General features: G+C 47.6%; 13 protein-coding genes and 1 pseudogene. 4 read left to right on the top strand and 10 right to left on the bottom strand.

All coding sequences use genetic code 11. The annotated features are described in order from the left end of the window. Positions 1-153 precede the first annotated feature (153 nt). The 7 genes and pseudogenes from EBS36_03260 to EBS36_03290 all read right to left on the bottom strand — a co-directional run bounded on the left by EBS36_03260 (position 154) and on the right by EBS36_03290 (position 7,651). On the bottom strand, positions 154-954 hold the full coding sequence (locus EBS36_03260; protein NBU32173.1) for a hypothetical protein: 801 nt from the start codon (positions 952-954) through the stop codon (positions 154-156). A 17-nt stretch (positions 955-971) separates the two neighbouring features. Continuing rightward, positions 972-1,337: a DUF3040 domain-containing protein gene (locus EBS36_03265; GenBank protein ID NBU32174.1), complete on the bottom strand. Its 366-nt coding sequence runs from the start codon at positions 1,335-1,337 to the stop codon at positions 972-974. 100 nt (positions 1,338-1,437) lie between these two features. Beyond that, positions 1,438-2,685 (bottom strand): DNA polymerase IV, encoded by a 1,248-nt coding sequence (locus tag EBS36_03270; protein NBU32175.1) that lies wholly within the window; start codon positions 2,683-2,685, stop codon positions 1,438-1,440. After that, positions 2,685-6,152, bottom strand: coding sequence for a DNA polymerase III subunit alpha (locus EBS36_03275; GenBank protein ID NBU32176.1), 3,468 nt, complete (start codon positions 6,150-6,152; stop codon positions 2,685-2,687). Before EBS36_03275 ends, EBS36_03270 begins: the two co-directional genes overlap by 1 nt. A gap of 142 nt (positions 6,153-6,294) precedes the next feature. Next, positions 6,295-6,666 (bottom strand): annotated as a pseudogene (locus tag EBS36_03280) (hypothetical protein). A gap of 12 nt (positions 6,667-6,678) precedes the next feature. Continuing rightward, the gene (locus EBS36_03285; protein NBU32177.1) at positions 6,679-7,035 is read right to left on the bottom strand and encodes a hypothetical protein; all 357 of its coding nucleotides are present in this window, start codon (positions 7,033-7,035) and stop codon (positions 6,679-6,681) included. Between the two features lie 100 nt (positions 7,036-7,135). Beyond that, positions 7,136-7,651, bottom strand: a complete 516-nt coding sequence (locus tag EBS36_03290; GenBank protein NBU32178.1) for a hypothetical protein — start codon at positions 7,649-7,651, stop codon at positions 7,136-7,138. Between the two features lie 77 nt (positions 7,652-7,728). Between EBS36_03290 and EBS36_03295 the strand changes: the two genes are divergently transcribed. Beyond that, positions 7,729-9,339 (top strand): APC family permease, encoded by a 1,611-nt coding sequence (locus EBS36_03295; GenBank protein NBU32179.1) that lies wholly within the window; start codon positions 7,729-7,731, stop codon positions 9,337-9,339. Between the two features lie 2 nt (positions 9,340-9,341). On the opposite strand, the gene EBS36_03300 is transcribed toward EBS36_03295, so the two are convergent. Together EBS36_03300 and EBS36_03305 are read right to left on the bottom strand one after the other, a co-directional pair. Beyond that, complete coding sequence (locus EBS36_03300) at positions 9,342-10,760, bottom strand: FAD-dependent oxidoreductase (GenBank protein NBU32180.1); 1,419 nt, start codon at positions 10,758-10,760, stop codon at positions 9,342-9,344. Between the two features lie 239 nt (positions 10,761-10,999). Continuing rightward, entirely contained in the window at positions 11,000-12,424 is a 1,425-nt protein-coding gene (locus EBS36_03305; GenBank protein NBU32181.1) for a gamma-aminobutyraldehyde dehydrogenase, read from the bottom strand. A gap of 201 nt (positions 12,425-12,625) precedes the next feature. On the opposite strand from EBS36_03305, the gene EBS36_03310 reads away from it, so the two are divergent. Genes EBS36_03310 through EBS36_03320 form a run of 3 tightly spaced genes read left to right on the top strand, consistent with a single transcriptional unit; the run spans position 12,626 to position 15,868 of the window. Continuing rightward, entirely contained in the window at positions 12,626-13,084 is a 459-nt protein-coding gene (locus EBS36_03310) for an Lrp/AsnC family transcriptional regulator (GenBank protein ID NBU32182.1), read from the top strand. Between the two features lie 14 nt (positions 13,085-13,098). Further along, on the top strand, positions 13,099-14,484 hold the full coding sequence (locus tag EBS36_03315) for an aspartate aminotransferase family protein (protein ID NBU32183.1): 1,386 nt from the start codon (positions 13,099-13,101) through the stop codon (positions 14,482-14,484). Between the two features lie 7 nt (positions 14,485-14,491). Further along, a complete protein-coding gene (locus tag EBS36_03320; GenBank protein NBU32184.1) occupies positions 14,492-15,868 on the top strand; it encodes an FAD-dependent oxidoreductase in 1,377 nt (458 codons plus the stop codon). On the opposite strand, the gene EBS36_03325 is transcribed toward EBS36_03320, so the two are convergent. Further along, complete coding sequence (locus EBS36_03325; protein ID NBU32185.1) at positions 15,865-16,593, bottom strand: hypothetical protein; 729 nt, start codon at positions 16,591-16,593, stop codon at positions 15,865-15,867. The genes EBS36_03320 and EBS36_03325 overlap by 4 nt on opposite strands. Positions 16,594-16,644 lie beyond the last annotated feature (51 nt).

The following is a 16,644-nucleotide window of genomic DNA, read 5'->3' on the forward strand; positions in this document are numbered from 1 at the left end:
CCACAATTTTCCCTTGTGTCGCAGATATGTCCATAAAAAGCAGTTAATTATTGGTGGAGCATAATGGAGTAATTTTTCGCAGATTGGCTAATAATGCCCAGAATTTACCGCGGACCAAGATTTGAACTAAAAACTGTAAGGTTTAGCCGGCGCTTAAGGGCGAGAAACAAGTCCTGCTGGCGACCCACAAATGATGTTTCGGTCTAGCCAACCAGACTCATACCTGGCAACAAACTGCACGATGGCAGGTTTGCGACCGCCAAAGTTAGCGCGGGAACATGCTGCCTTAGCAGCAGCAACTCCAGCTGAGATCTGTTGGTACTTGCCTAGTCCGAGCCAGGTTGGAATAGTGACTGGCGCTGACAATGTGATGTTAAACCAGTGCACGGGCACCGAATAAATGCCAACAGGATGGCCGCCTGTTGAGAGCACTCGAAGCACTTCATTGATGAGCGCAACTGCACGATTCGGACTAGTCCAGTCATTATCTATTTCAATGTCTAGCCAAATTGGTACATCTTGAGCTATCTGCAAATCGGCTAACCGATCAAGTGTGTCGCGACCAATTTGAGTTCCTCGCTTAACCGGCGACCCTTTTCCGGGATCAGAAACATTGATGTATATGGCACGAGCACTGTGCGAATTCGCCCAGGTCCATTGTCGTGCAAAACATGGATTAGCAGTGAAAGGCCGACCGTTATTGAGCCCAATAATCACAAAGCCAACAGACCTCTGAGAAAGTTTTTGATGACACTGCGGGAATGAAACGTCATAACCACTGTTGTCGATGGATCCAGAAAACTTTGGCAGTTGATAGCTTTCAATGCCAATGCTTGGAGTTGTTATTCCTAAGTTTGTATTTGAGGCCAGCCAAGTCTGTATACCTAAATATGCAAGGAGTGAAAATCCGGCCAGAGCCAAAACCGTGACAGCGCAACTAAAGAATCGGCGCAAGATGTACTCTGATCAGACTAGTTTTCAGAGCGGTTATCCCAGCGCTCTTCCAGACCCTGCATGAATGATTTTTTAGGTTTTTTTGACTTGGTTGCTGGCTTTTCTTTCTTTCCTAGTCCGCTTACTAGGGCACTTACCGAAAAGACAATAACGACAAATCCGAATACGCCTAGAACTGGAAGTGAGATTGTCACGGCAGTCAGTAAAGCTACGACACCCACCAAGATGCCAGTAATAATGACACCCGGATGTAACGCCGATTGCGACTTCTTGCCGACTTGCTTGATGGTGTCGCGAAACGTCGAAGCAAATCTCGGGTCTTCGGTCAGAATTGCCCGCTCCATCTGATCTAGCAGTCGTTGTTCATGCTCAGATAGTGGCATATCCTTCAACTCCTTAATTTCTAGTCAGATTCCCTATCTCTAGGATACGACCAATTTCTGACTTTTTGCACCCCAAAAAATTTGGTTGCAGGGGTTTCGCTCATTCACCAGCATCGCCTATGAAATCTGGACTATCTACATAATTTGGCGAAATCAGCCGCGCTTGGCGCAACTTATTCTGGCCAAATTTACCCGCGACTTTATCTAAGACACTTTCGGCTTCCCGCCAGCCCGCTGCTCGATCGCCTAGTTGCAACTGCGTGGAGATGTCAGAATCTGGGACTAAGTTTTCGGCCCTAACACCAACAAGGCGGATGCGGATTCGCTGCAAATTCATACTAGTGATTAGGCTCTGGGTCACTTGAAAAATCTCATGGGCCAAATTTGTTGGATTGGCCAATGTTTTACTGCGAGTTACCGTTTTAAAGTCTGAGAATCTGACCTTAATTGAAATCGTTCGAGCAGCATTATTCGAGTGACGAAGTTTGCGCGCAACAGTATCGCTTAGTGCCATGAAATGATTTGCTAACTCGGCAAGGTCATCGGTATCGCTATCAAAAGTGCGCTCTGCCCCAATACTTCGCTCGGTATGCTCTGGAGTTACGTTTCGCAAATCGCGCCCCCAAGACAGTTCGTGTAACTGCGTTGCGTGTGCCTGGCCGATTACTCGGGCCAAAGTTTTTACTGGTGTGTTTGCTATATCAGCCACGGTAGTCAACCCAAGTCGCCCAAGTTGTTCGGCAGTTTTTGCTCCAACTCCCCACATGGCAGTTATCGGCAACGCATGTAAAAACTCAATAACTTGATCTGGGGTAATCACGTAAATGCCATCGGGTTTTGCTTTGTTCGTGGCTAGCTTTGCAACGAACATCGTGGGCGCGATCCCTACTGAACAGGTAATTTGTTCTTGATTCCATACTTGTTTGCGAATTTCACGAGCAATATGCAAGGGACTACCAATTAACTTTGTTGCGCCACTTACATCTAAAAAAGCCTCATCGATTGATAGTGGCTGAACTAATGGAGTCATCTGATGAAAGATTTCCATCACACGCTTTGACACCTTTGCATACTTGCTCATGTCAGGCGCGATTACTACTGCATCCGGTGCAAGGCGAAGCGCTCTAGACATCGGCATGGCACTGTGTACTCCGCGAGCTCGGGCTGGGTAAGTGGCAGAAAGTACAACGCCACGTCCACCTTCATGGCCAATAATTACCTGCTTGCCAGCAAGTTCAGGTCGGCTACTGACTTCAACCGATGCAAAAAAAGCATCCATGTCGATGTGCAGAATATGACAGGGCGCATCTTTCAGATTTAGCTCGGCAGTGCTGTTCTGGTTAGACATTAGCCGCCGACCCCCGCAGATTGCCGACTAATGGCTTGAGTGTTTCCAACTGGAATAACGTCGCTAAATAAAGATTGCTTAAATCCACTGGCATGCTCCCAAACCTGACTAGTCGGAGGCGTTTCAGTTCCATCGTAGGGCTGCTGGTTCAATAATTCGTGCACTGCCGATACCCCGCCACTACGCCAATGCTCGTACACAGTAGCTAGTTCCCAGCAACCGACTGCTTGTACTGAAATTCCCCTAGGCCCAGTTCGCCTAGTTTTTCCCTTAATTAAAACCAGCCATGAGTGGAAAAGTGTTGTGGCGTAATGTTCTTGTGCTTCATCAAAAAATGCAACGTCAATCGGGCCAGTTGAATCATCTAGTGTGACAAAAACTACTCGCTTACCTGATCGAATTGGTGGAGTCTGAGTGGATACTTTCACTCCAGCAACAAGCACTTGAGATTGCGATCTAACTTTTAATAAATGACTTGCTGGAATTACTCCTAAGTCCCTAAGCATCGGGATATAGAAACTGACAACATGTGCTGAAACATCAATCCCTAAAATTTCAACTTCATTTTTTACCTGATCTGCTAGCGACATTGGCTTTAAGCCAGTTCTCTCTGGCTGCCAAACTTCTTCATCCGAGAACGCTAGTTGTAATCCAACTCTTTTTGAAGAATCTGTGCCAGTCAGGTCTAGTGCATGGAAAAGTAAATCGTTTCTCGCCGCTTGCCCAATGTGCAATCTATCGAATCCGCCAGCCAGGATTAATCTTTGGACTATTGGCTGAGATGCCCCAGAGCGATAAACGAAATCGTAAAGAGATTTGTATGGCTGGCCAGCAACAATACTTACTACCTCGGCTTCGCTGATCCCCTTTACTTCACTAAGTGCAATCCGCACGCCATACTTAATGACTTCATTTTGCTCAATCACTTCGACAACATAGCTGGACTTTGAGGCGTTGACATCCAACCCAAGAATCTCAATGCCACAGCCACGAGCATCATCGACAATCAACCGCTTTGGATACATGCCGGGATCATGGGTCAGCACTCCAGCAAAGAAAGCTGCTGGGTAATGCGTCTTTAGCCAAGCAGACTGATAAGTGGGCAATGCAAAAGCAGCACCGTGTGCTTTACAAAACCCAAATGATGCAAAGGCGCGTAGAACTTCCCAAACATCTTCAGTTACCTGCAATGAATAATTGCGGCTACGCAATTTTGCGTAAAACCATTCACGTATTTCATCTAATTTTCCGTGATCGCCCATATTGCGGCGTACCAAATCTGCATACTCAAGTGAACAGCCAGTCATCTTCGCGACTATTCGCATTACCTGTTCGTGAAAAACCACTACGCCATATGTCTCTTGCAAAATTGGCTCTAGGTCGGGATGTAAATATCTGGCGGGCTCCCAGCCTTGGCGAGCTCGTAAAAATGGACCAATCATGTCGCTCTTAACTGGACCAGGGCGAAATAGTGAGATATCTACAATCAGGTCATGGAACTCTTTTGGCTCATATTTCCCAATTAGTTCGCGTTGTCCTGGTGATTCGATCTGAAAGCACCCTAAAGTCTTAGTGCTTTGAATCAGTGAAAAAGTTTGGGTATCAGTCAATGAAATCTCATCAAGATTTATTGACTCTAGATTTCCAGATTCAGTTCCTAATCGATCTATTTCAGAAACTGCATAACTTAATGCCGACTGCATCCGGACACCAAGGACATCTAGTTTGAGTAGCCCCATAACTTCAACATCATCTTTATCAAATGGTGTCATTGAATAGCCTTGGGCACTTGCCTGAACTGGGGTACGGTCAAGTAGTGACGAGTCTGAAAGTACGATTCCACACGGATGCATTGCAATTTGCCTAGGCAATGAGTCAAGACCTTCAACTAAATCTAAAAACTGATCTAGGTAACCACGACTAGCCCGAGCTGCTAATCCAGTACGGCGTAATTCTGGAAGTTCGGCTAAGGCGCTTCGGACATACTTTGCTCTGATATGCGGAAAAGACTTTGCCATGTCGCCTATTTCACCAGCAGGCATACCTAGTGCTGCGCCAACATCTCGGATTGCATGACGCACTCGATATGTCTCATACATCGCTACACAAGCAACTCGCTCGTCACCAAATTCAGAAAATATTGCATCATAAACTTCAAGACGCCGATGTGACTCGACATCAATATCTACATCAGGCAGACCGGGTCGCAGAGTAGATATAAAACGCTCCATTAATAAGTTATGTTCAATTGGATCTACCCCGGCGATGCCAAGAAGGTGATTTACAAAGCTGCCAGCACCAGAACCTCGCGCAGCTACTCGAATGCCCATTTTGCGAATCATGTTTACCACTTTGGTAATAGTCAGGATGTAACCAGCTAGTCCCATTCGGGTTAACACCTCAAGTTCGGCTTCGGCACGATTGTGCGCTTCGTGGCGGCGATCAGGATTTCGACTTAAATACGAATCAAGGCCGACAGCACACTGACTTCGTAATAGTTCAATTGCGGATAGGTCGATTCGTTCGGTAACCATTGATAACTCTGGGACATAAACAGCGCCTAGGCCTAGGTCAGCTTGTGGATCTAACACTGAATTTTCGGCTAAATCTTGGGTTTTGGTTAACAGCAATTTTGCAATATCTCGCGGATCACCAACCATGTTTGCTAGGCGATACGCGACCTGGTGCATATGCATGGAATCAGCAAGGAAAGCTTGATCAGTACTACCCTGTCGATGCTTTTCACTTAATGGGACTTGCAACCTGGCAGCATCAAGTACATCGGCCAGCCGATTTTGACTCGGGACTAAATAGCGAACCATATTGGTTAAAACTGCTGGCGTTCGCTGACTAATTGCCCACTGCAACATACGAGCTGCAAATGCATCAGAGAGTTGCATGCCAGTTGGCTTAGCGCGATGTGTGACAATTTCAACGTGTGGCAACACATCATGAGCGCGCCACTCATTCAAATAATTAGTTGCTTGATCAAAGCGACGCTGTGCAATATGCCACCCGAGCATTGATTGGGGTCCAAGTAAAACTGTTAAACCATATTCGCTAGCCAACTGCATCAGATCTGATTCGGATATCTCCGCAAATCTATGTTCAGAACTTTGGGCGACGCTCAAGGTTTTGCATAAGCCTGCCCAACTTGTTTTATCGTGAGCTAAGACAGTAACTCTAGGCTGAACGCTACGTAGCCAAGTCCCGCCATGCATCGGTGTGACTTTTCTATCATGGTCGATTGCAATAGTTAAGTCCAAGCCCAAAATGGCAGAAATGTCTGCGCTTTGACATGCCTGCACAAATCTAACGGCACCAGACACACTGTCCAGGTCGGTCAGTGCCAATGCTGGTTGTTCAAGTCTGGCTGCTTGCGCAACTAACTGCTCGGGGGTGGTAGTTCCGTACCGAAGCGAGAATGCGGAAGCAACATGGAGGTGAACAAAGGAATTTATCGACATTGACCATTAACCAGATGCCTTACTGCTTTTTATTTCGATTGATTGCAATCACATTTCCTGGCTGACCAACTTGGCTTTGGTGCCGGGCCAAGTCTTGAACATGCTTAGGCAATATGAGTTGTTGAGTTACCCCAAGTTTTTCTGCAACTAGCGAAATAAATTCGTAGGCATCACGAACTAGGTCATCAGCTTCTCGTGGAGTAACCGCACCACCTAGGCCAGCGGCAGCAGCAGCTCGCTTGCCAGATCCAGCAGCAAAGAATGCTGCCCACTCAGAAAATTCCGGAACTACTTTTGCAATGAGCACCCAAGCACTTGTTGGCTTACGGGTGTTGGGTTGCGCGTGCGCGGCAAGTAATGCGGCGGCGGCAGATAAGGCAGACAGATGGGCAGTTACATATTTTTCACCAGCTCGTTGGGCGACGATTGCTTCGTCTAAACTGCGTAATGCGCTGGAAAGTAAATCGATACTGACTGGAGTTACGCGTGCTTCATGTGTTGGTTGTGCGCTCATTTCGTTTCCTCACTAATCCATAACTTGACGAATAGACCAACTGGCATCGCTTTGGGCAATGTCATAAATGCCTGAGGAAGTTGGCAGCTTTTGAGTAGCGCGTGACTGAGCACGGGAAGAGTCGCTTTGGCGGATAGCAGCGTCTGATGCAGTGCTAGCTTCTACTCGCCAGACTGAGTAGTCGCGACCATCTCGCCACCAAACTGCAGACTCGAGCCAACTCAGCAGCACGGCGATTACCACGTACTTGCGGCCTCGCCATGCGAACCTCGTTGGCACCCCCGATTCGTCTACAGCGACATCAGTCAAAGCTTGGGTGCGATAGCTATGTGCCATCTTTAGCCTTTCGAACATTTGTTCGAATAACATACACCCTACCCCCGACATCTCGTCAAGGGCTAGTTTCCCCTTGCCCTATCGGGCTAAACCCAAATTTTGGCCAAATCCCTGTGTCTGAATTGAGGAAATATCAGTGGGTTAGATGGGGTTCAAACTCAGTGGCCAAATCCTCACTCGAAATCAAAACTCGAGAATTCCGAACGACCCGATCAACTAAAAGCAGTCCGAGTGGCACAACAATATCAGTGACGGCAAACCATGGATTCTCCGTTAAGTAACTGAAGTACCAGCGATTATTTTGAAAATACAAAGTAAATTGAATCGCTAATACGCTAGCCGGATACAGTAACGCCACAAACCACAAGTACCGCAACTGAGCGTCATCTACCAAGAGCATTCGAATGGCTATCCCGACTGGGCCGACACAGAGCAGAATCCACCCAGCGATGAACGCTATGAGCTCAGCGCGACGCAGCATATCGGAGGTATCAAACGGGTGAACCAAAAAAGCGCTTTTATGGGTTGTCACAACTAGCGAAGCTAGCCAGCCAAAACAGAATAGTGCAGCAATTACTTGCTCATAGGTGGCGACTGGAAGTTTTGATTTCATTGGTACCTCACTTGATTTGATTGCTGTTTTCAGCATGCCAAGTTGGTAGCAAAAATGGTAAAAGTTTTACCGATTATGAGAGTCTGCCTTCAATAATTGCTAAAGTTTTGCAGATGAGCAATGAATCATGGGTGAACCCTGAATCTGAAGTAGCGCACGAAAAAGGCTTGCGGTCGAAGAGCCTTGGCTTGTTCTCAAGTATCGCAATCGGAGTATCCTCGACTGCCCCAGGTTATTCACTAGCAGCAACTCTGGGATTTGTTGTTACCTGCGTTGCCTACCAATCTCCAGCAATCATCTTGCTCGCCTTTATTCCAATTTTGTTCATTGCCTACGCCTATCGCGAATTAAATCGCGAGACGCCAGATTGTGGCACAACATTCACTTGGGCAACCCGAGTATTCAATCCTTGGGTTGGCTGGATGGGTGGCTGGGGTCTGGTCGCTGCCGGAATGATCAGCATGGCAAGTGTTGCCCAAATTGCTGGTCAATATTTTTTCTTAATGTTCGGTAGTTCGCTGGCAGATAGCACTCTTTGGGTAACAGCTGCTGGCTGTAGCTGGATTGTTTTATTGAGTTGGGTTTCATATCGGGGAATCAATGTTTCTGCACGACTGCAGCAATGGCTACTGGCTGCCGAAATGGTGGTTTTAATTTGGTTTAGTGTTGTTGCTCTCTACAAGGTTTACACGGGCAAAGCCGGTGAAGCTGCAGTTAAGCCGGCCTTGGCTTGGTTTAATCCCTTTGCCACCACAAATGGTGCCGGCCTATCGTTTAGTGCACTATCTGCCGGCGTACTTCTAGCAATCTTTCTTTACTGGGGCTGGGATACTACTGTTTCACTCAACGAGGAGACTGACGAGCCTAATAAAGTTCCAGGTCGCGCAGCACTTATTAGCACCTTAATTCTGCTTGTTACTTACGCGCTAGTTGCTGTTGCTTGTTTAGCATTTGCTAGCGCTACGCCACTTGAAGAAAAAGATGATGTACTTGCGTTCATTGGTGCCCAAGTGCTTGGAACAAACCTTGATAAATTCTTGATTTTTGCAGTACTTACCTCGGCTGCGGCAACAACGCAAACCACAATCATGCCAAATGCGCGCACCCTACTCTCTATGGGAGCATACGACGCGCTGCCACGGAGATTCGCAATGATTCATCGCAATTACAAAACTCCAGGCTTTGCAACACTGGTTACGGCAGCTATCTCTATTTTGTTTTACGCTGGCTTAACTGCAGTGAGCGAAAATGTACTCGGCGATGCTCTCGAAGTTGTTAGTTTGCTCGTGGCTTTCTATTACGGACTCACTGGATTTTCAGCGGCCTGGCACTTCCGCAAGAACCCTGGCTCAGGCTTGCGTCAAGTTGCGGCCAGAGTTTTAATGCCGCTAATTGGTGGCGCCACCTTACTTAGCGTGTTCTTGAAGACCCTCACTGACGATCTGGACCCAGAGAATAGCTCCACCGTGGTATCGATTTTTGGCACCAAACTCGGTGGAATTTTTGTTATTGCGGTTGGGACTTTCTTGCTTGGCGCTATTTTGATGTTGATTATGTCCCAGGTATCTCCAGCTTTTTTTGCCGGCAAAACTCTTAATCGCCATACACCAATCATCGTGGCCGAGCATGTTTATGCCGCTACGGATCGTTTTGGTGTGCCAGATGCCGCAATTGATGAAAATACGGTTATCCCGCCAGGTGTCGAACCTTTCAAAAAAGACTAAATCTAGGAATCAAAGCCCATGCCGAGGCGATCTAATAGGCGTAACCACCAGTTTCGTTTGCCTTGATTGCGATCAGCTTGATCGAGCGACCAACGAGTGAAATTAATCGTTGCAGAACGCAATGGTTCGGGCGGAAATGGTTTTGGCAAAGTTCTAGTCATTTCGAAATCTAGATCGGGATTGGCCCAATCAAAAAGTTGGTCTAGCGCAACACGTGCGCCAAACCTAGAGGCGCCAACTCCCAATCCCGTATACCCAGCGACATAAGCGACTTTACGTTGCATGGCCAAACCCCAAAATGCACTAAAGCGCGTGCAGGTATCAATAGCACCACTCCAGCCGTACTCAAATTTCAAGTCTGCTAATTGGGGAAACGTGATAAAGAAGTGGTCGGCAAGTTTTGGCCAAGAAGCGGTGGATTGTTCAAATTCCTTTCCGAATCCGCTTCGATAATGATAGGTGGCGTCATATCCCCCCCAAAGAATTCGACCATCTTCTGTTGGCCGATAGTAATGAAATTGATTACCTGAATCGCTAATTCCCTCGTTAGATTTCCAACCAATGTCTGCGCGCATTTGGGGCGATAGTGGCTCGGTTACTAAAACCGAATCATAAACGGGAACTATCAAATTTTTGAGCCGCTTTAGTAGTGCTGGGTAGGCATTAGTTGCTAGTAGCACCTTAGGCGTACGCAGAGTGCCAAACTCACATTGCAGCTCAACAAAGTCTGCTTTGTCAGAAATTTCCCGAACTGGTGTGTGCTCATAGATCTGAACGCCCAGGGCAATTGCAACATCGCGTAGTCCCCAGGCAAGTCGAGCGGGATCGCAAATCGCGACACTGTCTGGGTCAAAAAGACCCCCGACATATGTTGGTGAATTTATTTTTGCTCGTACTTGAGGTTGATCAAGCCAAACTAACTGCTCGCCATAATTTGCTGCCTGTTCAATAAATGATTGAAGGACATCAACTTGATACTGCTCTGTTGCCACGTCAATTTCCCCGACTCGTCGCCAGTCACAGTCGATGTTGTGTTTGATGACAAAGTCTTCGATGGCGTCGAGATTTTCGTGTCCGGCGGCAACTAACCGTTCAAGTTCGGTAGGCCAGCGAGCGAGTCCATTAGCGAAACCGTGCGTCAGAGAAGCGGCAACAAAACCACCGTTTCGACCACTTGCTCCATGTGCAATCGCCTCCCCCTCCACCAGCACAACATCGAGTTCTGGATTACCGGTCTTTGCCTCTATGGCGGCCCATAATCCCGTGAATCCACCACCAACAATGACTAAATCTGAAGTTATCGTGCCAATTAACCGAGACCTATCTTTTGGTGCATCAATATCATCCAGCCAATAGCACTGATTTTTGATGTCAGCCAATGACGGTAAAACTTTGGTGGATGCCGAATGAGAAAAAACCATAGTGAAAGTCCTTTATTTGGGTGAGCATTAGCTCACTGGTGTCAACATAAATTGCTGAATACATCAGCAGGCTGTTGTATTTCGGGTCGTCGCACTAAAGCGAACCCCGGATCCCACCAGTCCCTTTCACTATGCGTGGCTTGCCCTAATGCCTAGCCACCAATCGGCAGTCAAACAGACTACCCCTTGCCCTCGTATGGTAACTCAGAAAGTGAAGCAATCCTTGCCTTTGACACGAATTAATCTAATGAAGCCATTACGTGCTTAATTCTGGTGTAATCCTCAAGGCCATACATGGACAAATCTTTGCCATAGCCCGAATGTTTGAAACCACCATGCGGCATTTCGGCCACCACTGGAATGTGAGTATTAATCCAAACGCAGCCAAAGTCCAAAAGTCGCGACATGCGCAAACCAACTCCAATGTCCCGAGTCCAGACCGAAGATGCCAGACCATATTTGACATCGTTTGCCCAAGCGAGCGCTTGGGCTTCGTCTGTGAACTTCTGAACTGTCATGACTGGGCCAAAGATTTCACTTTGAATCATCTCGTCAGTCTGCTGTAGGTCACTAATCACCGTTGGTTCAATGTAGTAACCCCTGTCCCCAATCCGCTTTCCACCTGCTACTACTTGAGCATGACCGGGTGTGCGATCGATGAAGCCAAGTACCTTCTCGAGTTGTGCGGCATTATTAACTGGGGGAACTAATGCATCTTCATCGCTTGGTCCATTTTCAAAAGTTGTAACAGTTTTGCGAGCTTGCTCTGCTAGCGCTGCCACGAATTCGTTGTAAATTCCTTCTTGGACCAGAACACGGGTTGCTGCAGTGCAGTCTTGACCCGCATTGAAGTAGCCGGCAACTGCCAACCACTCTGCTGCTGCAGCGATGTCGGCATCATTAAAAACTACAACTGGGGCCTTGCCACCAAGCTCTAGGTGGACTCGTTTCACATCGCGCGAAGCACTCGCTGCAACTTCCATGCCAGCACGAACTGATCCAGTAACTGCTACCATTTGTGGCGTTTGGTGTTCAACAAGGGTTCGACCAGTATCGCGATCACCAGTAACTACATTGAATACGCCCGGTGGCAAGATTTGTCCCATCAGCTCGGCCATTCGCACTGTAGAGGCTGGCGTTGTATCCGATGGCTTTAAGACAACACAGTTGCCAGCAGCTAGAGCTGGCGCGAACTTCCACACAGCCATCATCATCGGATAATTCCATGGAGTTACTTGACCAACGATCCCTACGGGTTCGCGTCGAATCATTGAAGTAAAGCCCTTCATGTATTCACCTGATGAACGTCCTTCAAGAACCCGAGCTGCGCCCGCGAAAAAGCGAATCTGATCTAACATCGGCGGCAACTCTTCCGACATTGTCACAGGAATCGGCTTGCCAGTGTTCTCCGATTCGATCGCGACTAACTCGTCGCCATGCGCTTCAAATAGATCGGCGATGTCGAGTAACATTTTCTGGCGCTCAGCCGGCGTAGTGTCTCGCCATGATTCAAATGCCTTACTTGCAGCAGAGTAGGCGCGGTCGATATCTTCGGCGTTAGATAGCTGTGCTTGTGCGAAGACTTCGCCAGATGACGGGTTAATAAGGTCGGTGGTCTGGCCGGTTACACCTTCGACCAATTCGCCATTGATGAAGTTTTTCAATACCTTTGCCACTGCTGCGGCCTCCTTAGTGCGGAAAATCTAGTTATTTAATAGCACTTTAGTGAATACCCTGCGCATTGTCTGCAGGTTTTCCACGATTTCCTAGTCATTCGGTACGAGCAAATACGGATTTCGTAGAATTTAGCGAAATTTAATACGAAATCGCTTGATTTGTTTGCTAAAACCGCGGAAAATGAGGTTATGAGTAAGTCTCGGATAGTTGATGATGTTTCGCTTCGAATCATCGAGCAACTACAAGAAGATGGTCGTCGGCCCTATGCAACTATTGGCAAGGCGATTGGACTTTCCGAAGCTGCAGTGCGCCAACGAGTCACCAAATTGGTTGATTCTGGCGTAATGCAAATTGTTGCTGTTACTGATCCATTGCAAATTGGCTACAACCGTGCAGCAATGATCGGTATCGCGATTGAAGGGGACTTGGAAAAAACTGCTGACGAATTAGCAAAAGTTCCTGAAGTCGATTACGTCGTGATAACTGCAGGGAGTTTTGACTTACTCATAGAAGTTACCTGCGCAGATGACGCAGCGTTGTTGGACGTGCTGAATAACAAAGTACGAACTTTACCAAATGTTATTCGCACCGAAACTTTCGTCTACCTAAATCTGCGCAAGCAAAGTTACAACTACGCAATCCACTAAACATTGGAATAATCATGGAAGCACATCACGAATACGACACCTTCTCACTCTCGCAGAAGGCACGAGACAATCTCTGGCTTCACTTCGCACGACATGGAGTGTACGAGAACGGCGCCGACGTCCCAGTAATTGTTCGGGGGGAAGGAGCATACATTTGGGATAGTAATGGGAAGCGCTATTTGGATGGCTTGGCAGGTTTGTTTACCGTGCAGATCGGTCATGGCCGCACTGAGTTAGCTGAAGCTGCTGCCAAGCAGATGTCGCAACTGGCTTACTTCCCACTTTGGTCATACGCACATCCAAAGGCGATTGAACTTGCAGAGCGTCTCGTGAGTTATGCGCCGCCAAATCTAAATCGTGTATTCTTCACAACCGGCGGGGGTGAAGCAGTTGAAACTGCCTGGAAAGCCGCGAAACAGTACTTCAAGTTAACTGGTAAGCCGATGAAGCATAAAGTAGTTAGTCGTTCAGTGGCCTATCATGGCACGCCGCAAGGTGCCCTTGCGATCACTGGGATTCCCGAAGCTAAGAAGTTTTTTGAGCCGTTAACCCCAGGCGGTTTTCGCGTTCCAAATACCAATTTCTACCGGGCGCAATATCACCAAGACGACTACAAAGCATTTGGTCGCTGGGCTGCTGATCGCATCGAAGAAGCGATTTTGTTTGAAGGTCCCGATACGGTTGCTTGCGTATTTCTGGAGCCTGTCCAAAACTCTGGTGGCTGCTTCCCACCACCACCTGGCTATCTAGAGCGGGTTCGGGAGATTTGTGACACATACGATGTATTGCTAGTTGCCGATGAAACCATTTGTGCATTCGGCCGGATTGGTGACATGTTTGCGATGAACCGGTTTGGTGTTGAACCGGACATGATTACTTGCGCAAAGGGTATGACCTCGGGCTACTCGCCTATCGGTGCCTGCATTGTCAGCGATAAAGTCTTTGAGCCGTTCAAAGTGGATAAAACTGCGTTCTACCACGGCTACACATTTGGTGGTCATCCAGTTTCTTCTGCAGTTGCGCTTGCCAATTTGGACATCTTTGAAAAGGAAGGCATTAATCAGCATGTTCGGGATAACGAAAATGCTTTCCGTCAGACTTTAGAGAAGTTAAAAGATCTTGACATCGTCGGTGATGTGCGTGGTGATGGCTTCTTCTACGGCATTGAGCTGGTTAAGGACAAGGGAACTAAAGAGACATTTAACGACCTTGAAGCTGAACGCCTACTTCGTGGCTACCTATCAAAGGCGATGTTTGAAGAAGGTCTCTACTGCCGTGCAGATGATCGTGGCGACCCAGTTGTACAACTGGCTCCACCGTTGATTATTGGCCAGCCAGAGTTTGACCTGATTGAACAAACTTTGCGCCACGTGCTTAGTACCGCGATGAATCACCTCTAATTAATTGATGAGCCCAGCCGTTTCCAATTCTTTGTGGTCGGATACGGCTGGGCTCAATCGCGTTCACCGACAAAGTCTCTCCGAAGACTTAGCGGTTGACGTAGCAATTGTAGGGGCCGGATTCACTGGACTATGGACTGCTTACTATTTGGCCAAACGAGCACCGCAGTTAAAAGTGGTAATCCTTGAGGCCAATGAAGTTGGTTTTGGCGCTTCCGGCCGCAATGGTGGGTGGTGTTCTGCCTTATTTCCCACGGCATTTTCAAAGTTGGCCAATTCCCATGGGCCAGTACAAGCCAGACGAATGTACGACGCAATGGTACAAAATATTTCAGAAATCCAGAACGTCATAACTGTTGAAGAAATTGATTGCGACTGGACGCTGGGTGGGACCATCGTCGCCGCTCGCAATCAGGTGCAGTTGAACAGAGCCAAAGCCGAGGTTGCTGAACATCGGAGTAACGGCCTGCCAGAAAGCGATTTGCAGTTACTTACGGCCGCTGAATTGGAAAACCAAGCTCATTTTTCTAGCGCGCTCGGTGGAACATTCACGCCACATTGCGCCGCAATTAATCCGGCCAAATTAGTACATGGTCTTGCCAATGTTGTAGAAAATCTTGGTGTAAAGATTTATGAGCAAACTCGTGTCGACAGAATCGAACCAAACCTGATTGGCACAGAGAAAAATGTAGTGAAAGCAAAATATGTGGTTAGAGCGACCGAAGGTTACACCTCGGCCCTGGCAGATAAAAAGCGAGAAGTCGTTCCGGTGTATTCGCTTATGGTTGCAACTGAACCAATTCCCGGGGAAGTTTGGTCGGATTTAGGATTAGCAAATCGGCAGACTTTCAGTGATTTTAGAAACCTAGTAATTTACGGACAGCGCACTACCGATAACCGAATCGCCTTTGGTGGCCGTGGCGCTCCATATCATTTTGGCTCAAGGATAAGTCCAGGCTTTGATCAAGTGCGGAAAGTACATGAATTACTTCGACGAACTTTGGTTGAGCTATTTCCAGCACTGTCCGAGGTTCAAATCACGCACCAGTGGGGTGGCGCGCTAGGTATTACGCGCGATTGGATGGCATCGTGTGGTTTGGATCCAAAAACTGGCCTTGCTTGGGCTGGTGGCTATGTTGGTGATGGCGTTACTACGAGTTCGCTAGCTGGACAGACGCTAGCTGCTTTAATTTCCGGGTTAGATACACCAATAACTTCCTTAGCTTGGGTTAACCATCAAAGTCCAAAATGGGAACCAGAGCCACTGCGCTGGCTCGGCATTAATTCAGCATTAGCCGCGGTGAAATTCGCCGATCGAGTTGAATTAAGGCGCGGTCGTGAGGCCAGGGCAGTAAAAGTTTTAAACCGACTGATTGGTGGCTAAGGCAACGGGAATTCAGGGTGACCTTGAGTCTGATTATTTGGCAACCACCGGTCGATTGCCCAAAAAATTGCCATTAAAACTGCAGCCGCAGTCAAGATAATGGCCACGAACTGAAGCACTGCAGCGTAGCCGTAGGTCACAACATCGAGAAAGTCGTACGGATACATGTTGATGACTGCGCCACGCAGCAAGGTGTAAGCCGCATAAGCAACTGGCAACAAGAGCGCTAAGCCAAAAGTCTTTAAGTTGATCCAACCGCGCGGTCCGGCAATTAAAAAGACCAAGATGGTAAGTATTGGTGTGAGTGTGTGTTCAAAGAAACTTGAATAAACATACAGACCAACGGGCGGGTAACTTGGGGCAATCATGGCGTTGTAGACAATGCCAGTAACGGCAATCATCAGCACACTATCTAAGCGAAATACCCGGAACCATTTTCCATCTCGAGAGATGTTGAGAAATAGCAAAGTGGCAACGACACCAACGACGACCTGACTCCAGATTGTGAAGTAGCTAAATAGATCGATTAATCTTGCTGGCGCACCAGCGATCCCGTCTGCGTAATGACCATAATAAGCAAACTGGGAAGTTGGAATGGGTGTTTTTGGTGGCTCCGGCTTTACTAAGCCTAAGGTTTCGAGAACAACAGACATTCCCAGTCCGAGCCAAGCCGAGACTGCATTTATGCCAAAAAGCCACTTCCGCGTGTTTGTTGAAATCTTCATAGCCCCAGATTAGATTGCCGGGTCAGAAAATTAGACAAAACATGATGTGAC

Source organism: Actinomycetota bacterium (assembly GCA_009923495.1).
Lineage (GTDB): Bacteria > Actinomycetota > Actinomycetes > S36-B12 > UBA5976 > UBA5976.

Bases quoted from the DNA above. Each gene is read 5' to 3' on its own strand.
- EBS36_03265 (NBU32174.1), bottom strand. From the start codon at position 1,337: ATGCCACTATCTGAGCATGAACAACGACTGCTAGATCAGATGGAGCGG.
- EBS36_03270 (NBU32175.1), bottom strand. From the start codon at position 2,685: ATGTCTAACCAGAACAGCACTGCCGAGCTAAATCTGAAAGATGCGCCC.
- EBS36_03275 (NBU32176.1), bottom strand. From the start codon at position 6,152: ATGTCGATAAATTCCTTTGTTCACCTCCATGTTGCTTCCGCATTCTCG.
- EBS36_03285 (NBU32177.1), bottom strand. From the start codon at position 7,035: ATGTTATTCGAACAAATGTTCGAAAGGCTAAAGATGGCACATAGCTAT.
- EBS36_03290 (NBU32178.1), bottom strand. From the start codon at position 7,651: ATGCTGAAAACAGCAATCAAATCAAGTGAGGTACCAATGAAATCAAAA.
- EBS36_03295 (NBU32179.1), top strand. From the start codon at position 7,729: ATGAGCAATGAATCATGGGTGAACCCTGAATCTGAAGTAGCGCACGAA.
- EBS36_03300 (NBU32180.1), bottom strand. From the start codon at position 10,760: ATGGTTTTTTCTCATTCGGCATCCACCAAAGTTTTACCGTCATTGGCT.
- EBS36_03310 (NBU32182.1), top strand. From the start codon at position 12,626: ATGAGTAAGTCTCGGATAGTTGATGATGTTTCGCTTCGAATCATCGAG.
- EBS36_03315 (NBU32183.1), top strand. From the start codon at position 13,099: ATGGAAGCACATCACGAATACGACACCTTCTCACTCTCGCAGAAGGCA.
- EBS36_03320 (NBU32184.1), top strand. From the start codon at position 14,492: ATGAGCCCAGCCGTTTCCAATTCTTTGTGGTCGGATACGGCTGGGCTC.
- EBS36_03325 (NBU32185.1), bottom strand. From the start codon at position 16,593: ATGAAGATTTCAACAAACACGCGGAAGTGGCTTTTTGGCATAAATGCA.